Genomic DNA, 21,373 nt, shown 5'->3' with positions numbered 1-21,373 from the left:
GGGCGGGCTGGGCGGGGCTGCGTGCCGCATCGGGCGTGCGCCGGTGGTGGCCGGCACCGGCGCAACGGCCCTCAGACGACGTCGAATTCGTTGCCCTCGGGGTCCTGCATGGCGGCGGCGTAGAGCCCCATGTCCGGATCGTCCTTGATCCGCAGCACGGTGGCACCAGCTTTGACCAGCCGTTCCACCGTAGCCTTGACCCGCTGTGTGCGGACGTCCAGTGGGACGTCACGGCCCCCACCGACCTTCAGGTCGAAGTGCCACCGGTTCTTGGCGACCTTCGGCTCCGGAACCTCCTGGAACCACACCCTCGGTCCACGTCCCGCGGGATCGATGATCGACTCCGGAATGTCCCCGGCACCGGCCGGCAATTCTGCCTCGGGCACCCCCGCCGCCTCCCAGTAAGCACGCCAGGTGGCGTGCCCGCCCGGCGGAGGCTCAGGCACGTAGCCCAGGGCCTCGGCCCAGAAAGTCACCATGCTCTGCGGATCGGAGCAGTCGATCGTCAGCTGCACTGTCATCTCCATGCCCGGAGCATCCCAGACAGGTCTGACAGACGATCCGCTTCCTCACAGGCAAGGCTCCGCAGTCCTCAGGGGCACTTCATGCCGAGGTGACCCCCTGTCGGACCGCCCGCTCCCTGAAAGTGCGAGGTCAAGGGGGATCGGCGTGCGGCGTCGGACGGTGGCTCCGTCAGTCCTTCGCAGGGTCGGACCCGCCTGTCCGGCGCAGGGCCTGAAGGACCGACCAGAGGACGGACACGAGCGGCACCGCCACCACGGCGCCGAGCACGCCGGCCGCGATGGCGCCTCCGATCACCGAGAGCGCGACCACCACAGGATGCAGACGGACCGCCCAGCTCATCACGAACGGGTGCAGGACGTGGCCCTCGATCTGACCGATGACCACGATCAGCGCGATGACGACAGCCGCGACGACCGGCCCCTTCGAGGCCAGAGCCACCACGGCGGCGATGGAGAGGGCGATCGGTGAGCCGATCAGGGGAACGAACGCGGCGACGAACTCCAGCAGCGCCAGCGGGAGAGCCAGCGGCACTCCGAGTGCCAGGAGGGCCAGGCCCACAAGGACGGCGTTGGTCGCGGCCACCAGGATGATGCCGTGCGTGTACCCGGTGAACGTCCGCCAGGCCGCACGGCCGCCGAGCCTCACACGGGTCCGGGCCCGCTGGGGGAGCTGGTCGCAGAACCACTCCCACTGCCGGTCTCCCGAGTGGATGAAGAAGACGGAACAGAACAACGCGAGAGCGAACACGGTCACGATCTCCACCAGTCGGTCCGCGCCGCTGAGCGCCTTGCTGAGAAGCGCGCCGCGATGGCTGGACAGATACTGGCCGATCCGGGACTGGAGGTCGTTGAGCACGTCCGGATTCAGCCGGAACGGGGCACCTTCGAGCCAGTGCCGGATCCTGCCCAGGCCGTGGCCGAACTCCTGCTGCAGCCCGGCGCGTTCCCCGGCCACCCTTTCGCCGATCAGGGTGAGAACGCCGAGGACGAGGACGATGCAGCCGAGCAGCGCCACGGCGACAGCGACCGGCCGGGGCATCACCCGGGCCAGACGGTCCGCCGACGGGCGCAGCACCGCCGTACCGACCAGACCGAGGAACACGGCCACCGCCACGTCGTGGAACCGCCCCAGAGTCGAGAAGAAGCCGTAGACAACGACTCCCACGACGAGAATGCGCCAGGCGTAGGCGGCAGCCGTCTGGAGCGTGTGGTTCACGCGCGGCTCGTATCGTCGGCCGGACTGCCCGGGGGGCGCATCCGGGTTCCGGGCCGCAGGGCTCCCCATACCGTGCAGCGCCCGTCGTGACGCCGTGCGGATGCGCTGCCGTCGTCCTCCGGACGGTGCACGCGGGTCCGTGTTGTCGGGCTGCGGAAGCGATGACCTGGGCATTCTCTGCTGGTACCAGCCGGGTCCGGGTCGTTGCGGGCACCTGCGGCGACATGCGCGGGAAGTCACCCTTCGGGCGGAGTCGTCGGCGGGCCGAAGGCCGGGAGGGGCCCGAGGGAAGCGGCCCCGGGACGGCCGGAGGTGCTTGTCCGGGGCACCCCGCCACGTGATGCCCGGGACGGCGGACCCACCCGGGTGCCCGCTCCGGTTCGTCCACGACTCCCCGCCGGGTGACGATGGGCCGTGACGGTGCCACGACGGAACACCTGGCGGACGGCATGGAGCAGGCAGAGGGGCAGGACGCCGGGTCGCCCGGTCGTCCACGGCGCAGGAGCTTCCTCGCCGTCACCGCGGCCGGGGCGATGGCGGCCGGCTGCCGCTCCCTCACGGCCAGGGCGCCCGGCACCGAGAGCACCCCGTCCAGCCCGACGGCGGACGGCGAGCGGACCCGCGCGGGCGACCCCGACTGGCGCATCCGTTCGCGCGGAACCCCCGAAGCAGTCCAGGGGTACACCGACAAGGTCAGCGTGGAGCCGGGCGAGCGGTTCGGCCTGTACGTCTCCACCACCGCGCCGGGTTTCCGCGTCTCGGCCTACCGGGTCGGCTGGTACGGCGGGCACCAGGCCCGCCTGGTGTGGCGTTCGGACCGCGTCGCCGGCTCGGTCCAGGCCCGGCCCCGGCTGCTGGGGGCGACCCGGACGGTGCGGGCCGACTGGAACCGCACGCTCGGCGTCCGTGCCGACGGCTGGCCGGAGGGCGCCTACCTGCTCCGGCTGGACGCGGACAACGGGCACCAGCGCTACGTCCCGCTGATCGTCCGGTCGACGTCCGGCGCGGGCCGGACGGTGCTCATGCACGCGGCGGCGACCTGGCAGGCATACAACGCATGGGGCGGTTACAGCCTCTACCACGGTGAGGACGGTGCGTACGCGACACGGTCGCTCGCGGTCAGCTTCGACCGGCCCTACGACGCCGACGGCGCCGAGAAGTTCATGGTCTACGAGAGGGCGGCGGTGGTGCTCGCGGAGCGGCTCGGAATCCCGCTCGCCTACACCACGGGCATGGACGTCCATCGCGAGCCCGGCGTGCTGCACGGCGCTGCCGCGGTGCTCGCGCTGGGACACGACGAGTACTGGACGCCGCAGCAGCGGGAACACGTCACCCGCGCACGCGACTCCGGTTCCAATCTGGCCTTCCTCGGCGCCAACACCTGTTTCCGCCGCATCAGGCTGGAGCGCGGACCGACCGGCGAGGCACGCACCGTGGTCTGCTACAAGTCCGACTACCGCAAGGACCCGTACTTCGCCGACCACCCGGACCTGCCGACCCACGACTTCCGGGATCCCCCCGGGGCCGACCCGGAGTCCTCCCTGACCGGCGTCCTCTACGAGGGTTATCCGGTCGACGCCCCGTACGCGGTCCATGCCGCTGATCACTGGGTCTTCGAAGGGACCGGGGTCCGGCGCGGAGACTCCTTCGACCATCTGGTCGGCGTGGAGTACGACCGGGTCACCCCGGAGAAGCCCACCCCGCCGCGGCTGGAGGTCATCGCGCACTCCCCGCTGGTCTGGAACGGCAAGGCCAGCCATGCCGACTCGGCGTACTACACCGTGCCGAGCGGATCGGGCGTCTTCGCCACCGGGACGATGCGCTGGGTGGAGGCCCTGATGGCGGGGACCCGGGACAACGGACGCAACCACGGGATGGACGCACGTACCGGACGGTTCGTCACCCGCTCCACGGAGAACCTGCTCCGCGCGTTCGCGGCGGGACCGGCCGGCAGGACCAAGCCGCAGCCCCGCGACAACGTGGCTGAGCTCTATCCGTCGTCGGCACACTGAACACGACGGACGCCCCGCACCCGACCCGGACGATCAGCGGTTTCGTGCCCGCAGCAGGATGACGAGCCGGGCTCCGGGCCGGTTGTCCTCGACGTGGACGGAGCCGTGGTGGGCCGTGACGATGTCACGAACGATGGCAAGTCCGAGACCGCTGCCGCCGGTGCCCCGGGAACGGGCGTCGTCCAGGCGGGTGAAGCGCCCGAAGACACGTTCCCGGTCGGCCTCGGGGATGCCGGGGCCGTCGTCGGCCACGATCAGCTGTGCGGTGCCGTCGAGCAGGCACAGGCTGACGTCGACCCGACTCCTGGCGTAGCGCAGGGCGTTGTCCAGCAGATTGCGTACGACCCGCGTGAGTGCGCCTTCGTCGCCCTCCACCCGGGCCGCACCGACGCCGCGCTGATCGATGCCGATCCGGGTGTGCCGGCGGGCCTCACGCACCTCGGCGAAGACGATCTCGTCGAGGTCGACGGGGCGGGTGCGCAGGCGGGGCCGGGCGTCGAGCCGCGCGAGTCGGAGCAGGTCGTCGACAAGCCCGGTGAGCCGCTCGGTCTCCCGGAGCAGGCCGGGCGCCAGGTTCTGCCAGTCCGTGGAGTCGGGGTGCTGGACGGCGACATCGAGGCGGGTGCGCAGTGTGCTGAGCGGGTTGCGCAGCTCATGGGCGGCGTCCGCGATGAACGTCCGCTGCCGCCGGGTCGCCGTGTCCAGCCGGGCCAGCAGATCGTTGAACGTCCTGGCCAGACGGCCGAGTGCGTCGTCGGCGGGTGGCACGTAGAGCCGGCGGCTCAGGTCGGACGCGGTGATCTCGGCGGTCTGCGCGCGCATCACGTCCACCGGGCGCAGCGCGCGGCCGGTGAGCAGCCATACGACCGCGGTGAGCAGTGCGACGACGACCGGCACGGCACTGGCCAGCCCGACGCCGAGCTGGGCGAGACCATGGTCGACGCTCTCGGTGGGCAGAGCCACGTACACCGTCATGTGCTCATGGGGGGCGGATACCGGCACACCGACGGCGCGCCAGGTCCCGCTCTCTCCCAGCGGAATGTCGTGGACCGTGTGGGGCCGCGGGGCGGCGGACCGGCTCGCCGGAAAGGCGAACACCCGTGGCCGCCCGCGCAGATTGGCCGAGCTGGCGCGTACATGCCCCGCGCTGTCGACGACCTGCACCGCGACGTCTCCGTGGTCGGTGACGGGCAGCTCGGGGGTGAGCTCGCCGCTGCTCACCTCCGAGGCCACGATCTGGGCGCGCTGCACGGCGGTCTGGTCGAGTCCGCTGATGAGGCTGGCATGCAGCCAGGTGACGAGCAGCACCGAGGCACCGGCCAGCCCGGCCGCTATGACCAGGGCCGCGGCGGCGGTCAGCCGAAGCCGGAGGGACCGGCGGGACCACCACGACCGGGGGCCGCTGCCCATCTCAGCCTGCCCCGCTGCGCAGCCGGTAGCCGGCACCGCGGACGGTCTCGATGGTCAGACGGTCGAAGGGGGCATCGATCTTGCGCCTGAGATAGCCGATGTACACCTCGACGATGTTGGTGTCGCCGTCGAAGTGCTCGTCCCACACATGGGTGAGGAGGTCCGTCTTGCTGAGGACCTCGTCGGGGTGCCGGAGCAGATACTCGAGCAGGGTGAACTCCCGTGCGGTCAGGTCGATGTCGTGGTTCCCGCGGCGGCATCGGCGGCGTGCGGGGTCCAGGGCGAGGTCGTCGGCCGTGAGCACGGCGGGCCGGGCGGGTGCCGCCCGGCGGAGCAGGGCCCTGAGGTGGGCGACGAGCACCACGTACGAGAACGGCTTGCTGAGGTAGTCGTCGGCGCCGAGGTCGAGCGCGTCCGCCTCGTCGTACTCGCCGTCCTTCGCCGTGAGCATCAGCACCGGGGTCCACACCTTTGCCGCCCGCAGCCGTTTCAGGACGTCGTACCCGGACAGGCCGGGCAGCATGATGTCCAGCAGGATGACGTCGTAGGGCTCGTTGAGGGCCCGCCACAGACCGTCGGGTCCTTCGTGCGCCACATCGGCCACGAAGCCCTCGGCGGCGAGTCCGTCGGCCATGGCCTCGGCGAGTTCGTGTTCGTCCTCGATGATCAGCGTGCGCATGGTGCCTCTTTCTCCACCCTAGTGCCGTGGCAGGCAATGTTCGCCCCGTCGCGACCCTTGCCTGTCACGGCACTGGCTTCGGACCGCAACGGCCGTTTGCTGAGAGGAGGCTGAGAATCCGGACGGTTCTCAGGCTCCTCTCAGCACCCCGATCACAGCCTGGAGGTATCGAGCGAGCAGAGCAGGAAGGTGAGCACGGTGAGGGACCTTCGAGAGAGCCGGGAGCGGCCCGAGGTCACCCAGGAGAGCAGGGGCGGCGTGGACCGCCGTCGGCATCAGAGCGGCCCTGCCCCGCAGGACCGCAGGCGGCCCGAGCGACGGCGCAGGACGAAGGCCGAAGCGCGGGAGCGCCTGGTGCGCAGGTCTCGCGTCGCCGAGCGGCCGTTCGGCTGAGCGGACCACGAGCAGCCGAAGGATCGAAGGCTGCTGACGAGCAGATGCGGCCGGCCCGTACGCGTCGGAGTACGGGCCGGCCGCATCTGTCTGTCAGAGGCCGGCTCCGTCAGGGGCTGACAGCGATCGCGGCGGCCCGCAGGCTGCCCACTTCTACCTCCGCGATGATCCAGCGCGGCGATGTCGTGGTCGGCGTGGCACCGGTGCCGACGTAGTCGGTGGACAGTCCCCGGCCCAGGCCCGTGCCGAGGCCCTTGAGATATGCCTCCTTGCGTACCCAGGTCCGGGCGAAGGCCGACGGCCGCTCGCTCTCGGGCAGGGCCACGAGCTCGTCACGCTCCCGGGGGTGCAGGTGCGGAAGGAGGCCGTCCACCACGCCGGGCGGAGGCACGCGTTCGATGTCGACACCGACGGGTGCGTCGGCCACCGCGACCAGTGCGAGATCGTCGCTGTACGCCAGGGAGAAGTACGCGGCACCGCCCACGACCGCGGGCCTACCGTGCGGGGCGCCGCACATCGGGCACGGCTCCCGGGTGAGTTCCACCCGCTGGGGTGCCACACCGAGCCGCGCGGCGAGCTGTTCGCGCAGCGCGGTATGGGCGGCGACGTACCGGTTGCGCTCCGTCACCCCGGCGAGCGCGCGGGCCCTGCGCCGTTCACCGGCGTCGAGAAGGGCCGGCGGGGGAGCGGGGTCGGCGCGCACGAGCCACAGCGCAAGCCGTGCGGTCATCCCCGCATCACCGCTTCCACCAGATCCAGGCCCAGGTCCCGGGTGTGGTGGACCGGCAGGCCGTAGTCGGTGAACCAGTTGTCCGTGGCCTCGGGATGCGGCCCGGTGACCCCTACGAGGCCGCTGCCGAACCGGGTCACGAGCGCTGCCGGAGTGCCGTTGTCGTAGGTCGCCAGGACCGTCGCGTCCGCGTTCTCGTCCAGCACGAAGAGGGGGCCGTCCTGAAAGAACACGGTGCGTGGCCGGCCCCGCCACGTCACCCGGACCACCGTGTTGCCGTCGTGGTCGACGGTGGCTCCCGGGGAGGAGATGTACCGGTCGGTGTCGCCGGGGAGCAGGCCGAAGCCCGGAGTGGCCCCGGCGAGATAGCCGCCGAGGCAGAAGCCCAGATAGCGCCCGCCGCCGTGGACGAAGTCGCGGATCGCCCGGCGCCGGCGACGCAGCCTCCAGTAGGCCGCGCGGAGCGTGCCCCCGCCGGGCTGGGCGTACAGCACGGCGCGGGACAGCGAGTCGGCCGACAGCGGGAGTGTCTCGTCCGGGCCGGTGAAGCGGACGTCCAGATCCCAGGGGCCGGAGTCGAGGAGCTCGGCGACCGCCTCGGGACATCCGGGCAGCGAGGCCGGTCCGCGGTAGACGAGCGCGAGGGGGCGGTGACCGGTTGCCGCCGAGGGGTGTGTCATGGCTGCCTCACTGCGGGGACATGGTCGGTTCGGCGGGCGTGCTCCGGTCGGCCGGTGCGGTCAGCCCCTCGGCGGGGAGCCCCTGCCAGCTCGTTCCCGGAGTAAGCCGCTCGCCCTTCATGACCAGGGACAGTGCTCCGAGCCGGACATCGGCGCCCACCGTCGTGTCGTACAGCACGATCGCCCGGGGGCCGATACTCGCGGCCGAGCCGACGGACACGGTGGACATCTTCATCACACGGTCCTCGAAGAGGTGGGACTGCAACGAGACCTGCATACCGATCGCGGCGTCGTCGCCCACCCCCACCAGGTCGAACTCGGTGAGGTACGTGGTTCCGATCCAGGTGCGTCGTCCGATGCGGGCACCGAACAGGCGGAGCACTGCCGGCAGGAACGGCGTCCCCACCAGGGCGCCCACGCCCGCAGGGATGGCAGCGGCCTCGAAGAGCCCGGTGACGAACTCCGTGCGCCTCACGAACAGACTCCACAGCGGTTCCACACGCGGCCGGTACTTCCCGACGACCACCCACTTGGCCAGCACGCAGTACCCGATGACGGCCAGCGCCGCGCCCATGGCGAGGAACGGCGACACGAGCAGCGGCACCAGCGGTTGCGTCGCACGGGCGATGCCGGACAGGGCCAGCAGATACAGGTAGGCGCTGATGGTGAGCACCGAGGCGGGCATGGCGGCACGGAAGAACTCGATGGTGAAACGGCCGAGCACGGCCCCGCGGGTGGGCCGGAAGGTCAGTTCCTCGGGGAACGACCCGCTGTCCTGGCGCACGGGCAGCCGGAGCGCGGGCGATCCCAGCCAGGTGCTGCCCTCGGGCACGCGGTCCGTCGGCGGGACCGTGCCGACACCGACCAGGCTGCCCGAGCCGATGCGTGAACCGGCCGGTACGAGCGCCGAGTTTCCGACGAACGCGCGTTCGCCGACCTCGGTGGGGGAGAACGCCATGCGGTCGGCGGCATACGCGGCGACGCCGATGCCGGCCATGTCGGCGACGAAGCTGCCCTCGCCCAGGGTGAGCAGCGCGGGGTCGATGTGCGCCGCGGTCGAGACCTCGGCGTTCCGCCCGATGCGCGCGCCGAGCATCCGCAGCCACGGGGCCGTGTAGAGAGTCGCGTAGAGGGAATTGGTCAGGGTGAGGCTCTCCTCCAGCAGCTTGTCGGCGATCCACTTCCGCACGCCGAGCGCCGAGCGTGCCCGGTGGATCCCCGGAGGCGTCCTCGGCAGGACCGCCCGCTTGCCGAGGGCGGTGATCAGACACACCGTGACCACGAAGACCGGGCCGGACAGGGCGGTGGCGACCAGCCCGGCCGCGGTGCCTCCGTGCAGCCAGGCCCACCAGAACAGGACGACGCTCGGCAGCGCCGATGCGACCGCGGCTGTCTCCAGCAGGAACAGGCCCAGCACGACGGCCGCCAGATGCCGCACGCGCCAGCGGTCCGTCCCGCCCCGGGGGCGCAGCATCTCCTCGACGGCCGGGGAGAGCGCCTCGACCGGTCGTGCGGGCGAGCCGGCGCGGCGCGCCCCGGCCGGAACGGCCTCGTCCGCACCTGCGACGGACTGCTCGCCGAGCGCCGACCGGGGGCCGAGGCGGGCGCCGGGTTCGAGGACCGCGGTGGCGCCGACGTACGCCCGCTCCCCGATGGTGATCGGGGCCACCGTGACCCACCCGTCGGCCACCTGCCAGGGGCGCAGTGTGACCCCGTAGCCGATCGCCGCGTCGGCGCCGACCCGCAGCATGGTGGGCAGGCCGACGAGGCCGGTGGCGATGGTGGTGCGGGGGCCGATGCGGGCGCCGAGCAGCCGCAGGTACGGACCCATCAGGGGAGAACCGCTGAGCGCCCGCATCGGACTGATCCAGGGCAACAGCATGTCCAGCACCCAGATGCGCAGATAGACCGTCCCCCACAGCGGGTAGCGGCCCGGCCGGATGCCCGCCGCCAGCGGACGCGTCAGGGCGATGGGGAGGAGCCAGCGCACGGTGAGGTAGCCACCGAGCACGGCCACCGCAGGCAGCACCTGCCAGCCTGACGCCCGCCCGTGTTGCAGTCCGTAGACGAGCGCCACCGGTCCCATGAGGAGGAAGAACAGCCCGTAGAGCACCGCGGCCTGGGCCAGCCCGGCACGCGCGATGCGTGCGCGGCCGTGACGCAGAGGTGCGGGCCGGGACTGCTCCCGCTTGCGTGGAGTGTCCGACGAGGACCGCAGCCGTGCCGCGAACGTGCGGACGGTCGGGTTCTCGTACAGGCTGCGCAGGGTGGGAACGGTCCCGCTGTCCGTGTCGCGCAGCAGCGACACGGCGCGTGCGGCGAGCAGGGAGTGACCGCCGAGTTCGATGAAGAAGTCGGCCTCCGCGGACAGCTCCTCCGGCGCGATTCCGAGGGCCTGCGCCCAGGCGTCCCGCACCGTGGTCTCCAGCTGTCCGTGAACCGGCACCACCCGGCCGGTTCCGGCGAGCCGGCGACCGCTCGGTGCGGGCAGTCGTGTGCGGTCGACCTTGCCGCTCGGCATGACCGGGAGCCGGTCCAGGAAGTCGAGGGCCGACGGCACCATGTAGGCGGGCAGCGAGCGGCGCAGACGCTCGTGCAGGTGGGTGGTGAGCACGTCGTCACCGACGGCGTCGTCCTCGGCGCGCACGACGTAGGCGGCGAGCACGCGGTCGTCACCGTGACCGTCACGGGGCGCCACGAGGGCGGTGGCTGCCTGGGCCACGCCCGGCTCCTCCAGCAGCGCGTTGTCGATCTCGTCCAGCGACACGCGGTAGCCGCGGATCTTCACCTCCGCGTCGGTGCGGCCGAGGTACTCGATCTCTCCGTCGTCGGTCATCCGGCCGAGGTCCCCGGTGCGGTAGAGGCGCCCGTCGCCCGGCGTCCCGGGGTGGGCGACGAAACGATCGGCGGTCAGGTCGGGCCGGTGCACGTAACCCCGGGCGAGGCCGGGGCCGCCCAGGCAGATCTCGCCGGTGTCGCCGTGCGGCACGGGCCGGAGCAGCTCGTCGAGGAGGACGGCCGAGTACGTCGGCAGCGGGCGGCCGATCGTCACCGGGCGGCCCGGCAGAAGCTCCTGCCAGGTCGCGGTGACCGTGGCCTCGGTCGGCCCGTAGGTATTGAGGATGCGCCGTCCGGGCCTGCTCCACCGTTCGACGAGCGAGGCGGGGCAAGCCTCGCCGCCCACCACGACGCTGCGTATCCGCGGGAGTTCGTGGGGGATCGTCGCCAGCAGCGTCGGCACGCAGTACAGGACGGTGACGTCGCGTTCCTGGAGGAAGTCGGCGAGTTCCGCGCCGAGCCGTCCCGCGCCGGTGGGCCCGGCGACGACCGTGGCGCCTGCCGCCCAGGTGGGCCAGATCTCCTCGATGGAGAAGTCGAACGAGATGGTCATGCCCTGGTACACCCGGTCCTGCGGCCGGACGTCGTAGACCGGGGAGACGACGCGCAGAAAATTGCAGATGCTCGACTGAGCGATCTCCACGCCCTTGGGCCTGCCGCTGGACCCCGAGGTGTAGATGACATACGCGAGCGGATCGTCGTCCTCCCCGGCCACGACGGCCGGGCGCGAGGACGGCAGCAGCGCGAGATCTCCGGCGACCGTGTCCACGTCGATCACCGGGCACACTCGGCGCGGCCCCGCCCAGGGGGCACCGTCCGACAGGCCGGACGTGGTCAGAAGCGCGGCGGCGTCCGCGTCGCGGAGCATGAAGACGACCCGGTCCGGCGGCGCCTCGGGGTCGATCGGCACAAAGGCCGCGCCCGTCTTGCAGACGCCCAGCAGGCATGCGTACAGGTCCGCGGACCGGGGCATCAGGAGCGCCACCCGGTCTCCCGGCCCCAGGTGGAGGCGGCGCAGGTGGTGGGCGACCCGATTGGCCCGGGCGTCGAGTTCGCCGTACGTCAGGCGGTGCGCTCCGCAGTCCACCGCGACGGCGGACGGCGTGCGGTCGCAGGCGTTCTCGAAGAAGTGGTTCAGCCGGGTGCCCGCGGCGCCTCGGGCGGTGTGGTTCCCGGCCGAAGGGGTGGACAAGGTGGCGGTACGGGAGGCCATGAAATCCCCCTTCTCCCGTCCACGGAGGCGGTCGGTCGCCTCCGCTCACACCACCAGCCTGGGCGGGCACCGCTGAGAGGATGCTGAGAAGCGGATCGTCCGTGCGTCGCCGGACCTCGCGCGTCGCCGGGAGGACGAGGCCGGGCGCCTGCGGCCGTCGCGTCGACAGTGCCCAACGGGTTCGCCGGCAAGGCGCACCTCTTCCGGCGAATCCTTATGCACTGCGTCATTCACTGCGTACCGGGCGTGAGTCGTTTTTCGAACCAGTGGTGGGCATAGGGCTCGTCGTTGAAGGCGGGAACCTCGGTGTACCCGCTCCTGCGGTAGAGCCGAGTGGCCGTTTCCAGGGCCTTGTTGGTGTCGAGCCGGACCAGACCGCTGCCGTGCCGGGCGGCGCGTCCTTCGAGTTCGGACAGGAGACGCCGGGCCAGGCCGAGCCCTCGGGTGCGAGGATGGACCCACAACCGCTTGATCTCGGCGGGAGCCCCTGCCGGAAGCTTCAGGCCGGCGCACCCCACCGGCTTGCCGTGCAGCCGGGCGACGAGGAACAGGCCACGCGGTGCGCGCAATTCGCCCGGGTCGGGGAGCAGGCTGTTCGCGGGGTCGAAGCCGCCGTCGAAGAGCTCCTGCAGTTCGGCGGCGTAGGACCGCAGGCAGTACACGGCGTCCGGGTGGTCGGGGTCGAGCACGTCCAGGGAGACCGTCGAGGCGGTCAGCAGTCGCTCGACCTCGGCCATGGCCGAAGTCAACTGATCCCGTTGTCGGGCGTCGAGCGGGTCGAGGAGCGATGCGGCGAGTGCGTCGCTGCGGTCGTCGAGAACAGCGCGCTCCGCACGCCCGGCCTCGGTCAACCGCACGGTACGGACCCGTCGGTCGTGAGGGTGGGGCTCCACGGCGATGAGACCGTCGCGCTCCAGGGCCCGCAGCAGCCGGCTCACATAGCCCGAGTCGAGGCCGAGCCGGGCCCGCACGCTGCGGACGTCGTGGGTGTCCCCGTCGCCGATCTCCCAGAGCAGCCGGGCCTGCCCGTAGGGGCGTGCGCCGCCCAGATAGTGGTCGTGCAGCACCCCCACCCGCTCGGCGACCGTCCGATTGAAGCGCCGTACCTGTTCCACCTGCTCCGTCGTCATTCTCTGACCTTAGTCAGGTAATGATTCCGGGGTAAAGAGGTCCAGCGAGGCGGGCGTGCGCACCGGCGCACCGGGCATCGTTCGCGCCCGGGCGAGGCGGGGTGCGTGGAGCGGGCCCACCCGGCACATCCTGCCTATTCTGGAGGTGGAAGCCGCGTCCGAGCGGCGTCGGCCACCCGGAACGCCGGGCCGGCGGACGGCCCCTGTGACGTCCGGTGCAACAGTGGGTGACCGTGCGCAGTGCGTCGCCCCGACCCGGTTGCGCGGTGGGCCCGCATCGCCCGCAGAGGCAAGGAGTGATCATGAGCGAGTCGGATGAATACCGCGGTCGCGTGAGAGAGATGCGCGCCAAGGCGAAGGACCTCAGCGACGCAGCCGAGCGCACCACCGACCCCGACGAACGCCGACGGCTGAAGGAGAAGGCCCGCAGGCTCGAGGCGGAGAGCGAGCAGGTCAGCTGCATGGCGAGCGGGGACATCTACCCCATGGCGTAAACGCCGCGGGATCGGCCGCGCATATCCCACCGGTCTCCCCGGCGGGATGTGCGCAGTCGGTGCGCAGCCCCTGGGTACTGCCCGGGGGCTGCGTGCGTCGCGCGGCGCGCGTACGGTGCGTGTCGATGGCGGACGGTGGGCACGGGAGCGGAGAGGGTTGACGGCATGAACAGTGCTGACCTTTTGACTGACGCGTTCACGCGCGTCCAGGAGACGGTGCACGCGGCAGTCGAGGGCATCGCACCCGCCGACCTTCATGCCCGCCTCGACGAGGGTGCGAACACGATCGCATGGCTCGTCTGGCACCTCACTCGGATCCAGGACGACCACGTCTCGGATGCGGCAGGCATCGAACAGGTCTGGTTCACCAGGGACTGGGCCTCGCGCTTCGACCTGCCCTTCGCGAAGGACTCCACCGGGTACGGGCACAGCAGCGCAGACGTGGCTGCCGTGCAGGTGGGCTCGCCCGAACTGCTGCTCGGCTACTACGACGACGTCCATGAGCAGACGATCGAATTCCTCAGCGGTCTCGACGGCAGGGCTCTGAACCGCGTCGTCGACGAGGCGTGGTCGCCGCCTGTCACTCTCGGGGTACGACTGATCAGCGTCATCGCGGACGACCTGCAGCACGCCGGCCAGGCGGCCTTCGTCCGGGGCTCGTTGGAGCGTCGGTAGACCAACCCGGCGTCGATGAGCGGCCGTTCCTCGGCCCGCTGGGCCGGAAGGCTCCGGCGCGGGTCGTCGGCTGCCGTCCTCCGGGGCCGAGGTCGTGGTCCGGGCGGCCTCGGCACTGGAGGACCTCGGTGTCTCAGACCTTGAGTCCGACGCCGCTCACCGCGTGGCCCTGGAGCGTGTCCGACGGGCTCTGGTCGGGGTCGGGACGCCAGGTCGATGTCCTGACGACGCCCGGCTCCACCAGTTCCAGACCGTGGAAGAAGTCGGCGATCCGTTCAGGGCTGCGCAGATGATACGAGCTGGCCGAGTTCGCGTTGTACGCGGCGACTGCCTGGTTCAGGGCGTCGCTGGTGTTGGTGCCGTCGCTGAGGGCGAGGTAGCTTCCCGCCGGGAGCGCGGCCACCAACCGGTCGACCAGCGCCCACGGGTCGTCCTCGTCGGGGAGCTGCCCCATGATGCCCAGCATGGTCAGCCCGATCGGCTGGCTGAAGTCCAGCGTCTCGGCCGCCTGGGCAAGGATCGTGTCGGCGTCCCGGACATCGGCGTCGATGTAGGCGCAGGCGCCCTCAGGGGTGCTGGTGAGCAGGGCCCGGGCATGGGTCAGGACGAGCGGGTCGTTGTCGACGTACACGATCCGGGACTCCGGCGCCACCCGCTGGGCCACCTCGTGCGTGTTGTTGGCCGTCGGCAGGCCCGTGCCGATGTCGAGGAACTGACGGATGCCCGCCTCTGCGGTCAGGAAGTTCACCGCACGGGCGAGGAAGGCCCGTTGGAGGCGGGCGATGGCCGCGAAGTCGGGGAACGCCTTGAGGATCATGTCGCCCATCTGGTGGTCGACGGCGTAGTTGTCCTTGCCGCCGAGCAGGTAGTTCCACACCCGGGCCGAGTGCGGCCGGTCGGTCTGAATCCTGTCGGCCGGTGACTGCGAAGAAGTACTCATGGCTTGATCTTCACATACGGAATTCCTGTGTGTTCAAGGTGTCGATCATGGAAGAGGCGAAATCACGGACGGTTGATCAACAACGACCCGGTGTGGCGGAATTGACGGTTCCGGTTACTGTTTCCCATCCGGATGACCGGCGATGAGCCGATCCCGAAGTCGAAGTCCCGATCTGATCTTCCGGTGTCCGTGGGATCGTCCTACGCACCGGAAAGCCGGATGAGAATCCGGCGGCGCGATGCTGTGATGGCGCGATGCTACGTGAGACAGCGGAGATCGTGGACCGTGGGCGGTACCCGACCGCAGTGACGCCCTGGGAACAGGAGACGTGGCGGGAGGAAGCCCTTGCCTGGACGCGGCGCGAGCTCACCACGCAGGGAATCGGAATGCACGGGACGGGGCAACGGAAGGTCCGCCTCCGACCCTGGTCCGTACTGGTACGCATCCCCGTCGAGGGAAGCGACGCGGTCTGGTTCAAGGCCAATCCGCCCGCAAGCGCCTTCGAGGCGCGGCTGACCGAGGCGCTGGCGCGCTGGGTACCCGAGCATGTACTGAAGCCGCTGGCAGTCGACGCGGACCGCGGCTGGGCGCTGCTCCCGGACGGCGGCGCGCTCTTCAGAGACGTACTCGACTCGACGCGTGGCCAGGTCGACCCGCATGCCTGGGAAGAGCCGCTGCGCCGTTACGCCGCAATGCAGCGCACCCTCACCGCGTACACCGACAGAATCGAGACGCTCGGTGTTCCCGGCGCGCGCACCACCGCGCTCCCCGAGATCTTCGACCGGACCGTCGAGGAGAACGCCGCGCTGGAGCCCTCCGAGATCAAGGCTTTGCGTGAGCTGCGGCCACGTCTCGCCGGGTGGTGCGAGGAACTCGCGGGTGCGGGGATCGACGACACTCTCGACCACGCCGATCTGCACGACGGCCAGCTCTTCGTTTCCGAGCCGGGCCGATTCACCTTCTTCGACTGGGGCGACGCACTCGTGTCCCATCCCTTCTGCAGTTTCCTGGTCCCTGCCCGTGCGGCCCGCGAGCGGTTCGGTCCCGAGGTCCTGCCCCGGCTGCGGGACGCCTATCTGGAACCGTGGGAGGGGAACGGCGTCACCCAGGCGGAACTGCGGCGCGCGGTGGGCCTGGCGTGGCGACTCGGGGCGGTCGGACGGGCCCGTTCCTTCGGACGTCTCTTTCCCGGCACCTCCGGCGGCGTGGACGGGGCCTGCGACGCGGACAGTGCACGCTGGCTGCTCGAGCTCCTCACCGAGCCCCCGACGCAGCTTCTCTGACCCGCACCGCGACCGGTCTCCTCGTGGTGTGCGCGGCGCCGATCGTCACCGACTCGGCAGCGCGACGGAACCGGTTGCCCTGCTTGTGCGTTGGCTCGACATGAATCCGAAGGGGATACCTTGTCGAGTGTGAGCTTCCCGCCGGCCCGGGTGGTCGGGCGCGGGGCGTCCTGGTACCGCGGGGACTGCCACGTCCACTCCGTCCACTCGGACGGGGAACTCGAACCGGAAGAGCTGGTCGTCCGGGCACGTGCTGCCGGACTCGACTTCATCGCGACGACGGAGCACAACTCGGCAGCGCTCCCCGGTGTGTGGGGGCATCTGGCCGCCGACGACTTCCTGATCGTTCTCGGTGAGGAAGTGACCACGAAGACCGGGCACTGGCTCGCGCTCGGCACCGACCCCGGCCAGGTCATCGACTGGAACCACCAGGTCAGGGACGGACTGATCGATCAGTGCCTGGACCAGGTCCACCAAGTAGAGGGCCTGTGCGTGGCCGCACATCCGCATGTGCCCTATCCGTCCGGCGACTTCATGTTCCCCTTCCGGGGCTTCGACGTGGTGGAGGTGTGGAACGGATTGTGGACTTCGGACCGGCCCTGGAACGCTGACAACGAGGCCGCCCTGGCGGAGTGGGGGCGGAGCCTCGCCGCCGATATCCGGACCGGCTCGTGGCGGCCGGCGATGGGCAACAGTGACACGCACGCGGAGGGGCAGATCGGCATCCCTCACACCGTGGTCTTCGCCGAGGAGCTGAGCACTGCGGCGATCCTGGCCGGAATCGGTTCGGGCCGCAGCTGGATCGCGGAGTCGGCGGACGTGGACCTGTCCTTCACCGCCCATGCCGATCGCCGCGTCGCCGGGGTGGGAGAACGGCTCACGGCTCGGGGTGAACAGGTCGAAGTGCGGGCAGCGGTCCGCGGTGTGTCGATGGGGACCGTCAGCTTCCATTCCGATCAAGGGGAGGTTCGCCGTGCGCCTCTCCCGAGGGACGGGGGCGTGGTGCGGTGGGACACGACGGCGGAGGACTCGGCGTTCGTCCGTATCGAGGTCCGCCACCCCAACGGGGACGTCGCCGCACTCTCCAACCCGATCATCCTGACCTGACCGCTCGTTTCACCGTGTCCGTCACCCGTGCACGGTGGGCGCCTCGCAAGCCCTGCGCAGCCACTCGTCGAGAGTGACGAAGTCCGATTCGGTCAGCCCCACGCGGGCGTCGACACGATGGAGCAGAGCAGGACCGGGATGGTGCGTGGCAACCCAGGAGCGATCGGTTTCCGTGATCTCGTCGTCGACCCATGTGAACGAGCGGCCGGCGGCCCAGCCGACGAGCGTGCGGGTCTTCCAATGAAGTCCGTCGCGCTCATCCTGTACGTCCTGTTCGTCCCTGATGGTGCCGAGTCGAGCGGCACCGGCCCCCGCTCGGCGCGAGCCGACGGAACCCGCCCCTCCGGTCCGCCGCACGGACGTCGTCATGACACGGGGATCCGCCGGGCGCCAGGTGGGCACGATGATGAAAGAGTTTGCCCGGCAGCCGGACACACCGATGCCTGCCCGGCCGTGTGTCCGAACACGGGCGTATCCGATGCAGACGATGGGACAGATGCCATGCCTCTCAAGGGTGAGTACGAGCCGAGCCCCGCGCAGTGGGTCCGCGATCAGGTCGAGCTGTTCGAGAGCTCCGGCGGTACGGAAGGGACCATGATGCGGGGCCTGCCGGTCGTCATCCTGACCACCCGCGGGGCCAGGAGCGGCAAGATCCGCAAGACTCCGCTCATGCGGGTCGAGCACAACGGCACGTACGCCGTGGTGGCCTCGCAGGGTGGCGCCCCCAAGCACCCGGTCTGGTACCACAACGTGGTGGCCGACCCCAGGGTGGAACTGCAGGACGGCCCGCACCGGCAGGACATGGACGCGCGAGAGGTCACCGGTGACGAAAAGGCGGCGTGGTGGCAGCGCGCGGTCGAGGCGTTCCCCGACTACGCCGACTACCAGCGCAAGACCGACCGGCAGATCCCGGTCTTCGTCCTGGAACCGGCGGCCGAGCAGCACTGAGACACACCCGGGAAGGCGCGTCCGGGAAGGCAGGGGCCGAGTACCGGCCCGCGCCTTCCCGGGGCACAGCCGCACCCGCACCGGAAGGAACCGTCACCGGTCCTCCGGTGCAGGCGCGGCAGCCCCTGCCCCGCGAATCAGGCCGTCAGCTTCCCGGGCAGCCAGTTCAGTTGCACGGCCTCCTGGAACGGCCCGCCGCCCTCGTGATCGTTGAATTCGTACACCTCCATGGCCTTGTCCTGAGGGGCATAGGCGTTGAAGGCGGCGAAGACGGTCGAGGGCGGGCAGGTCATGTCCTCCAGAGCAGCCGAGAACAGTGCGGGTGCCCGGCCGCGCGCGGCGAAGTGCACCCCGTCGAAGTAGGACAACGTGGTCCGCGTCTGTTCGGCCCGGCCCCGGTGCGTCTTGAGGTAGTTGCCCACCTCGCGGTACGGGTCCCGGTCGGTGACGGTGAGGGCGCGGGGGAAGTCGCACAGGAAGGGGACGTCCGGCGCGATCGCCGCGAGGTCGGGGATCAGCCCGCCGACGGCGAGCGTGATGCCGCCGCCCTGGCTCCTGCCGACGGCCGCGGTGCGCGCCGCGTCGACCAGCGGATGCGAGCGCGCCGCCTCCACCGCACGTACCGCGTCGGTGAACACCCGCCGGTAGTAGAACGCGTGAGGGTCCTCGATCCCGCGGGTCATGAAACCGGGGTACGAGGGTGCGCTGCCCACCGGGTCGGGGGTGTCCCCGACGAGCCAGCCGCTGCCCTGGCCCCGGGTGTCCATCACGAAGTGCGCGAAACCCGCGGACGCCCAGAGCAGATGGGTGTGGGACAGGCCCCGCCCGCCGCCGTAGCCGATGAACTCCACGACCACCGGCAACGGTTGGGTGGTGCCCGCAGGGACGACGAACCAGCCCTTGACCGGGTGCCCGCCGAAGCCCGCGAACGTCACGTCGTACACGTCGACAGTCGACAGTCCCGTGCCCTCACGCAGTTCGAACCGGGCGTCGAGATCATGGGTTCGGGCCTCGCCGAGGGTCTTCGACCAGAACGCGTCGAAGTCCTCCGGCTCCACCGAACGGCTGCGGTACTCGCGCAGTTCGTCGAGAGGCAGATCGAACAGGGACATGCGGAACCGCCTTCTTCGCAGGGAGTGAGTGATCACCCGCCGAGATGGTTCATCACACCGTACGGGGGTGGGTGGCGTGCGGACGAGGGCGTCCGCCCGGACCGGCCCCGCCCCGGACCGCCGGACGACCCCGGCCGGCCCGGGGCCACGGCGAAAACACGTTGCCCGTGGCCCGGTGGCCTGCGACGCTCCCTGCCATGTCCGATCATGATTCACACGATGCGCACCAGGTCTCGGCTCTCTTCTCGCGCGGACGTCTGACCGCGATCCCCCGGAAGGCGGCGCGCCGCGAACAACTGCTGGTCCACCTCGCCGAGACGCTCTTCGAGCGGGACCGGACCTACACCGAGCGCGAGGTCAACGAGGCGCTGCTCACGGTGCACGAGGACTGCTCGGCGCTGCGCCGCTACCTCGTCGTCGCCGGTCTGCTGGTCCGGCCCAAGGACGGCAGCAGCTACCGGCGCGGACGGTGAGGGTCCGGCCCGATCGGGCCCGCACGGTGGGAGGCTCCTGGCCCTGCCGCACACGGGCCGCACCTGTCCGGGTCAAGGCCATGTGTTGAACTGTGCATGGAACATCTGAACCAGGAGCACCTTGTGAACAGCTACCGGCACCCAGGCATCGTCTTCACCGACCGCTATTTCTCCGTCCCGCTCGATCACGCCGATCCGGGCGGCGAGCGGATCGAAGTCTTCGGCCGGGAGGCTGTGGCGAGCGGGAAGGCCGATGAGGAGCTGCCCTGGCTGCTCTATCTGGAAGGGGGCCCTGGCTTCGGTGCCCGGCGTTTCGTCGGCACCGAGGCATGGCTGGGGCGCGCCGTGCAGGAGTTCCGGGTACTGCTGCTCGACCAGCGGGGCACCGGCCTGTCCACTCCTGCCAACCGCCAGACCCTGCCCCTGCGCGGTGGCCCGCGCGAGCAGGCCGACTACCTGGCCCACTTCCGCTCCGACAACATCGTGCGCGACTGCGAGCTGATCCGCCCGCAGCTGACCGGAGGCGCACCCTGGACGGTCCTCGGCCAGTCCTTCGGCGGCTTCTGTGCCGTCCGCTATCTGTCGGCCGCCCCCGAGGGACTCAAGACGGTCCTCATCACCGGTGGACTGCCCTCGCTCGACGCTCACGCCGACGACGTCTACCGGGCCGCCTACCCGCGGATCGAGCGCAAGGTCGCCGCCCACTACGCCCGCTATCCCCAGGACGTCGAGCGTGCCCGGGAGATCACCGCTCACCTTGCGGAGCACCGTCCGGACAGTGCGGGGCACCGTCTGACGCCCGAGGCGTTCCAGTCCCTGGGCATCATGCTGGGCGGGGGCGAGGGCAGTCACCGGTTGCACTACCTGCTGGAGAACGCCTTCGTGCGTACGCCGCAGGGCACCGAGCTCTCCGACACCTTCCAGGAGGCCATGCGGACCGCCACGTCGTTCGCCGGGCATCCGCTGTATGCGCTGATGCACGAGGCGATCTACGGCCAGGGCGAGCAGGCCACCGGCTGGGCAGCCGAGCGGGTACGGGCGGAGTTCCCCCGGTTCGACGCGGCCGCGGCCCTCGAAGGCGACGGCCCGGTGCTCTTCACCGGCGAGAGCATCCACCCCTGGCACTTCGACGTGGACCCGGCGCTGCGTCCGCTCCGGGAGACCGCCGAGCTGCTGGCTGCGCGTACCGACTGGCCCACGCTGTACGATACCGAGCGCCTGGCCGCCAACGAGGTGCCGGTGGCCGCCGCCGTCTACCACGACGACATGTATGTCGACACCGGCCACGCGCTGCGGACGGCCAGGTCGATCCGGGGGCTGCGGACCTGGGTGACCGACGAGTTCGAACACGACGGCCTGCGCGCGGGCGGTCCGCGGGTACTGGACCGGCTGCTGGCCCTGGTCAGGGACGAGGTCTGAGCCGATCCGGCAGGGTCCGATTCGGCCGGGTCCGATCCGAGATGGTCCGATCCGGTAGAGAACAGAGGGGCCGGCCGCGCGCGATGTGCCCGGCCGG

Annotated in this window: 19 protein-coding genes and 1 pseudogene; 9 read left to right on the top strand and 11 right to left on the bottom strand. The window is 70.9% G+C overall.

What is annotated here, in order from left to right; translation table 11 throughout:
• Positions 1 to 71 precede the first annotated feature (71 nt).
• Both AB0L71_RS11320 and AB0L71_RS11315 read right to left on the bottom strand, forming a co-directional pair.
• Positions 72 to 527 carry a VOC family protein gene (locus AB0L71_RS11320; protein WP_365240817.1) on the bottom strand — a complete coding sequence of 152 codons (456 nt, stop codon included), beginning with the start codon at positions 525 to 527 and terminating at the stop codon, positions 72 to 74.
• 166 nt (positions 528 to 693) lie between these two features.
• A complete protein-coding gene (locus AB0L71_RS11315; protein ID WP_365240814.1) occupies positions 694 to 1,740 on the bottom strand; it encodes an AI-2E family transporter in 1,047 nt (348 codons plus the stop codon).
• A gap of 407 nt (positions 1,741 to 2,147) precedes the next feature.
• Here AB0L71_RS11315 and AB0L71_RS11310 point away from each other — a divergent pair, with 407 nt between their 5' ends.
• Entirely contained in the window at positions 2,148 to 3,752 is a 1,605-nt protein-coding gene (locus AB0L71_RS11310) for a N,N-dimethylformamidase beta subunit family domain-containing protein (protein WP_365240970.1), read from the top strand.
• Positions 3,753 to 3,785: 33 nt separating this feature from the next.
• On the opposite strand, the gene AB0L71_RS11305 is transcribed toward AB0L71_RS11310, so the two are convergent.
• Entirely contained in the window at positions 3,786 to 5,162 is a 1,377-nt protein-coding gene (locus AB0L71_RS11305; RefSeq protein ID WP_365240811.1) for an ATP-binding protein, read from the bottom strand.
• Position 5,163: 1 nt separating this feature from the next.
• Positions 5,164 to 5,841, bottom strand: a complete 678-nt coding sequence (locus AB0L71_RS11300; RefSeq protein WP_365240809.1) for a response regulator transcription factor — start codon at positions 5,839 to 5,841, stop codon at positions 5,164 to 5,166.
• 198 nt (positions 5,842 to 6,039) lie between these two features.
• On the opposite strand from AB0L71_RS11300, the gene AB0L71_RS11295 reads away from it, so the two are divergent.
• On the top strand, positions 6,040 to 6,234 hold the full coding sequence (locus AB0L71_RS11295) for a hypothetical protein (protein WP_365240807.1): 195 nt from the start codon (positions 6,040 to 6,042) through the stop codon (positions 6,232 to 6,234).
• A 109-nt stretch (positions 6,235 to 6,343) separates the two neighbouring features.
• On the opposite strand, the gene AB0L71_RS11290 is transcribed toward AB0L71_RS11295, so the two are convergent.
• The 4 genes from AB0L71_RS11290 to AB0L71_RS11275 all read right to left on the bottom strand — a co-directional run bounded on the left by AB0L71_RS11290 (position 6,344) and on the right by AB0L71_RS11275 (position 12,825).
• Positions 6,344 to 6,964 carry a 4'-phosphopantetheinyl transferase superfamily protein gene (locus AB0L71_RS11290; protein WP_365240805.1) on the bottom strand — a complete coding sequence of 207 codons (621 nt, stop codon included), beginning with the start codon at positions 6,962 to 6,964 and terminating at the stop codon, positions 6,344 to 6,346.
• Positions 6,961 to 7,644, bottom strand: a complete 684-nt coding sequence (locus AB0L71_RS11285) for a BPL-N domain-containing protein (RefSeq protein WP_365240803.1) — start codon at positions 7,642 to 7,644, stop codon at positions 6,961 to 6,963. The genes AB0L71_RS11290 and AB0L71_RS11285 overlap by 4 nt, the downstream gene beginning before the upstream one ends.
• A 7-nt stretch (positions 7,645 to 7,651) precedes the next feature.
• Positions 7,652 to 11,695 carry a Pls/PosA family non-ribosomal peptide synthetase gene (locus AB0L71_RS11280; protein WP_365240801.1) on the bottom strand — a complete coding sequence of 1,348 codons (4,044 nt, stop codon included), beginning with the start codon at positions 11,693 to 11,695 and terminating at the stop codon, positions 7,652 to 7,654.
• Positions 11,696 to 11,925: 230 nt separating this feature from the next.
• The gene (locus AB0L71_RS11275; RefSeq protein WP_365240799.1) at positions 11,926 to 12,825 is read right to left on the bottom strand and encodes a helix-turn-helix domain-containing GNAT family N-acetyltransferase; all 900 of its coding nucleotides are present in this window, start codon (positions 12,823 to 12,825) and stop codon (positions 11,926 to 11,928) included.
• A 302-nt stretch (positions 12,826 to 13,127) separates the two neighbouring features.
• Between AB0L71_RS11275 and AB0L71_RS11270 the strand changes: the two genes are divergently transcribed.
• Entirely contained in the window at positions 13,128 to 13,319 is a 192-nt protein-coding gene (locus tag AB0L71_RS11270; protein WP_365240797.1) for a DUF6381 family protein, read from the top strand.
• 165 nt (positions 13,320 to 13,484) lie between these two features.
• Positions 13,485 to 13,994, top strand: coding sequence for a DUF664 domain-containing protein (locus AB0L71_RS11265; protein ID WP_365240795.1), 510 nt, complete (start codon positions 13,485 to 13,487; stop codon positions 13,992 to 13,994).
• A gap of 133 nt (positions 13,995 to 14,127) precedes the next feature.
• On the opposite strand, the gene AB0L71_RS11260 is transcribed toward AB0L71_RS11265, so the two are convergent.
• Complete coding sequence (locus tag AB0L71_RS11260; protein ID WP_365240793.1) at positions 14,128 to 14,934, bottom strand: SAM-dependent methyltransferase; 807 nt, start codon at positions 14,932 to 14,934, stop codon at positions 14,128 to 14,130.
• Between the two features lie 254 nt (positions 14,935 to 15,188).
• On the opposite strand from AB0L71_RS11260, the gene AB0L71_RS11255 reads away from it, so the two are divergent.
• A complete protein-coding gene (locus tag AB0L71_RS11255; protein ID WP_365240791.1) occupies positions 15,189 to 16,217 on the top strand; it encodes an aminoglycoside phosphotransferase family protein in 1,029 nt (342 codons plus the stop codon).
• A gap of 129 nt (positions 16,218 to 16,346) precedes the next feature.
• Entirely contained in the window at positions 16,347 to 17,324 is a 978-nt protein-coding gene (locus AB0L71_RS11250) for a CehA/McbA family metallohydrolase (protein WP_365240789.1), read from the top strand.
• Between the two features lie 21 nt (positions 17,325 to 17,345).
• On the opposite strand, the pseudogene AB0L71_RS11245 reads toward AB0L71_RS11250, so the two are convergent.
• Positions 17,346 to 17,600: pseudogene (locus AB0L71_RS11245) on the bottom strand (hypothetical protein); the annotation flags it as partial.
• Positions 17,601 to 17,825: 225 nt separating this feature from the next.
• On the opposite strand from AB0L71_RS11245, the gene AB0L71_RS11240 reads away from it, so the two are divergent.
• A complete protein-coding gene (locus tag AB0L71_RS11240; RefSeq protein WP_365240787.1) occupies positions 17,826 to 18,272 on the top strand; it encodes a nitroreductase family deazaflavin-dependent oxidoreductase in 447 nt (148 codons plus the stop codon).
• A 137-nt stretch (positions 18,273 to 18,409) separates the two neighbouring features.
• Here AB0L71_RS11240 and AB0L71_RS11235 read toward each other — a convergent pair whose 3' ends face one another.
• On the bottom strand, positions 18,410 to 19,384 hold the full coding sequence (locus tag AB0L71_RS11235) for an acetylxylan esterase (RefSeq protein WP_365240785.1): 975 nt from the start codon (positions 19,382 to 19,384) through the stop codon (positions 18,410 to 18,412).
• Between the two features lie 197 nt (positions 19,385 to 19,581).
• Between AB0L71_RS11235 and AB0L71_RS11230 the strand changes: the two genes are divergently transcribed.
• Positions 19,582 to 19,857: a DUF2087 domain-containing protein gene (locus AB0L71_RS11230; protein ID WP_365240783.1), complete on the top strand. Its 276-nt coding sequence runs from the start codon at positions 19,582 to 19,584 to the stop codon at positions 19,855 to 19,857.
• A gap of 123 nt (positions 19,858 to 19,980) precedes the next feature.
• Entirely contained in the window at positions 19,981 to 21,276 is a 1,296-nt protein-coding gene (locus AB0L71_RS11225; protein WP_365240967.1) for an alpha/beta fold hydrolase, read from the top strand.
• The last annotated feature ends 97 nt before the right edge of the window (positions 21,277 to 21,373 follow it).

Origin of the sequence: Streptomyces sp. NPDC052052 (assembly GCF_040680455.1) — a bacterium.
Classification (GTDB): Bacteria; Actinomycetota; Actinomycetes; order Streptomycetales; family Streptomycetaceae; genus Streptomyces.
Note: the sequence above shows the minus strand (reverse complement) of the source record. Positions and strands in the feature narration are given on the sequence as shown.